The organism is Protofrankia sp. Cr1 (assembly GCF_963555865.1).
In the GTDB taxonomy this organism is placed as follows: Bacteria; Actinomycetota; Actinomycetes; order Frankiales; family Frankiaceae; genus Protofrankia.
Genome location: NZ_CAUVXO010000001.1, coordinates 107865 through 111257 on the forward strand (window position 1 = coordinate 107865; position 3393 = coordinate 111257).

At 68.1% G+C, this 3393-nt stretch carries 3 protein-coding genes; 2 read left to right on the forward strand and 1 reads right to left on the reverse strand.

The features are described 5' to 3' along the window. Positions 1 to 117: 117 nt before the first annotated feature. Complete coding sequence (mdh, locus tag U9980_RS00535) at positions 118 to 1050, forward strand: malate dehydrogenase (protein WP_322766208.1); 933 nt, start codon at positions 118 to 120, stop codon at positions 1048 to 1050. 104 nt (positions 1051 to 1154) lie between these two features. Here the strand turns inward: mdh and U9980_RS00540 are convergent, their stop codons facing one another. Further along, positions 1155 to 2417, reverse strand: a complete 1263-nt coding sequence (locus U9980_RS00540; protein ID WP_322766209.1) for an NAD(P)/FAD-dependent oxidoreductase — start codon at positions 2415 to 2417, stop codon at positions 1155 to 1157. Positions 2418 to 2508: 91 nt separating this feature from the next. Between U9980_RS00540 and U9980_RS00545 the strand changes: the two genes are divergently transcribed. Beyond that, positions 2509 to 3366 carry a serine hydrolase domain-containing protein gene (locus tag U9980_RS00545; RefSeq protein WP_322766216.1) on the forward strand — a complete coding sequence of 286 codons (858 nt, stop codon included), beginning with the start codon at positions 2509 to 2511 and terminating at the stop codon, positions 3364 to 3366. Positions 3367 to 3393: the final 27 nt, after the last annotated feature.

Sequence of the window (3393 nt, forward strand, 5' to 3'; positions counted from 1 at the left end):
CATCCAGGAGAGCGTAGTGTCACATACGATCTGAAGCCGACCCGTACGGATACCACCGCGGTGGGGACGGCGGAATACGTCGGCGCCATCATCGAGAAGTTGGGGAGCTGACAGCCGATGGCTGGGAAGGTGACTGTGGTCGGGGCCGGTTTCTATGGCTCAACGACCGCGCAGCGCCTCGCCGAGTACGACATTTTCGACACGGTCGTGCTGACGGACATCATCGAGGGCAAACCGCAGGGAATCGCCCTCGACCTGAACCAGTCGCGCCCGGTCGAGGGTTTCGAGACTACGGTGATTGGAACGAACGACTACGACGACACCGAGGGTTCGGACGTCGTGGTCATCACCGCCGGCCTGCCCCGCAAGCCCGGTATGAGCAGGATGGACCTCATCGAGGTCAACGCGAAGATTGTCCGGCAGGTGTCGGAGAGCATCGCGAAATCGTCGCCTGACGCCGTCGTCGTGGTGGTTTCCAACCCGCTGGACGAGATGACCGCGCTCGCCGCCAACGTTCTCGGGTTCCCCCGGAGCCGGGTCATCGGTCAGGCCGGGATGCTCGACACCGCACGCTTCACCAATTTCGTCGCGGTGGAGCTGGGCGTACCGGTGAAGTCCGTACAGACCCTCACCCTGGGCTCGCACGGTGACACCATGGTGCCGGTGCCGTCCCAGTGCACGGTGGACGGCAAGCCGCTCACGGAGTTGCTGCCCGCCGACACGATCGATGAGCTGGTCACCCGGACCCGCAACGGCGGTGCCGAGGTGGTCGCGCTCCTCAAGACCGGGTCGGCCTATTATGCGCCGTCCGCAGCCGCCGCCCGGATGGTGAAGGCCGTGGCGCAGGACTCCGGCGCGGTCATGCCGGTATGCGCCTGGGTGAATGGCGAGTTCGGCATTTCCGGCGTCTATCTGGGTGTGCCCGCCCAGATAGGTCGCGGGGGCGTGAAGAAGGTCGTGGAAATAGACCTGTCCGCAGCGGAGAAGGCTGCGCTCGTCACCGCCGCGGAGGCCGTCCGAGTCAAGCAGGCGGATGTGGCAAGCCTGTAATCCTGCTGGGCTGTCTTGTCAGGAACCCTGTTGGGAATACCGTTGGGGACCGCCGGGATTCCTGCCGGATCGGTACAACCGATCCGGCAGGTCCGGCGGCTGCGCTATCCGGGCAGAGCCAGCTTTCGCAGAGCAAGGCGCGCTACGGAGGCGGTCGGGATGGTTCCCCGCCCAAGACCGATCTCGACCAGGTTGTCGTACAGTTCGGTGCGGTGGCGGGCTGCACGGACGGCTGAGTCCATGAGGGTTCGACGCCGGCCGGCAAGCCCGGCCAACAGGGCGGTGTGTCGCAGATGCCGGCCGAGTTCCCGATCAAGCGCTTTGCGATAAGCCGCGCCGGCCCGGGCCGGTGCAGCGGTCACAGCGGCCTCACCAGCCAGTGACCCGGACAGCAGCGCGTAGTAGATCCCCTCGCCGGTCAGCGGATTGATCAGTGATGCGGCATCCCCGGCGAGCAGGACCGGACCATCGGGCTGCCGGGGTCGCCACGTCGACAGGGGCAGATGGTGGGCGCGCAGCGTCCCAGGATGCGCTGGTTGGTCGGGCAGCATCCGGGCCAGAGTGCCGTGCAGGACCGTGCGACCGGCAGCATCGCCGTGCAGCGCAGCGAGCTTCGATCGCAACATCCCGTAGCCGATGTTGGCGCGGCCATCACCGATCGGAAATGACCAGGCATACGCCGGCCAGCCCTCGTCGGTCATCTCGATGAGCTGTTCGGGCGGGCCGCCGGTATGTGGCGCGTCTGCATACCCCCGGACCGCGATGGCCAGTGCCTCCGGCGGGTTCGGCCCGATGCCCAGGGCACGCCGGGTGGTCGAATTCGCACCGTCGGCGCCGACCACGACCCGCGCTCGCAGGTCATCGTTGACGACCACCACCGGCTCGTCCACGCTGCCGCCGGCTACGACGGACCGCGCGCGTCGGCGTAGCAGCACGGCGCCCCGGGCGCGGGCGGCGGAGACCAGTCGCGCGTCAAAGACCGTGCGGGGTACCACGTGGTTCGCCCGTCGGCACGGGGTGGCCACCTCCGCGCCGCCGGGGGTCCGCAGCCGCATCCGGTCCACCGACAGGTAGCCGGCCACGGCATCGGACACGCCGAGGGCGCGCAGGACGTCCAGGCCGTGCGGGGCGATGCCGTCGCCGCACGCCTTGTCCCGGGGGAAGTCCGCGGCGTCCACCAGCACGACCCGGGCATCTGGACGAAGCTGCAGTGCACGTAGCGCCGCGGCGCAGCCCGCTGGTCCGGCGCCGAGGATGAGGAGGTCCACGACCTCGGACAACCCGACCGGAGCGCACGGATCGGCGGCACTGGCGCTACCGGCCGCACGGGCCGCTGCCGACGGGACGCCGGGTTCGGGTGTGGTCATGGCATCGGGAGGTGTCGGTGTTGCCACATCCGCCCAGTCTCTCAGCCAGCCCGAGGAGCACCCGGCCGGCCGGGTTCGTAAAGTTCGGCACGTGGATGCCCTCATGCAGGTGGATTCCTGGCCAGTCGAGAACGCGGCCGTTGCCGTGTTGGTGCACGACGGCAGCGGCGCCGTCACGGTGCGTGGGTCGGTTGGTGCCGTGGACAGGTCCTTCCGGTTGGCGTCGGTGTCGAAGCTTCTCGCCGCCTACGCCACGCTGATCGCGGTGGAGGAGGGCGCCATCGGTTTGGACGATCCGGCCGGTCCCCCGGGTTCGACCGTGGCCCATCTTCTCGCCCACACGTCGGGCCTGGGCTTTTCCGGCACCCGGGTGGTGACCCGGCCCGGAGCACGGCGGGTGTATTCGAACACCGGCTTCGACGTGCTCGGCGAGACGGTGGAAAAGGCGTCCGGAATTGCTTTCGGTGACTACCTCGCCGAGGCCGTGTTCGGGCCGCTGGGCATGATGGCCTCCGAGCTGGCGGGCTCGCCGGCCTACGCGGTGTCATCGACCCTGGCTGATCTGCTTCGTTTTGCCGGTGAACTGCTGGCGCCGCGGTTGCTCGCTGCGCAGACATTCACGGCGGCGACATCGGTGGCTTTTCCCGCTGCCGCCGGGGTACTGCCCGGGTTCGGTGTGCAGAATCCGAACGACTGGGGGCTCGGCTTCGAGATCCGCGGGCGGAAACACCCGCACTGGACGGGGAACGCAAATTCACCTGAAACTTTCGGTCATTTCGGCCGGAGTGGGACTTTTCTCTGGGTTGATCCGGCGCTGGATGGCGCGTGTGTGGGCCTGACCGACCGTGAATTCGGTTCCTGGGCCGCTGATGTCTGGCCGAAACTGTCCGACGACGTGGTCGCGGTCATTGGTGCCGGCGACGGGGAGTCGACGGCTCGGTTGACATGATCGGCTCGATTGGCATGATCGGCGTGG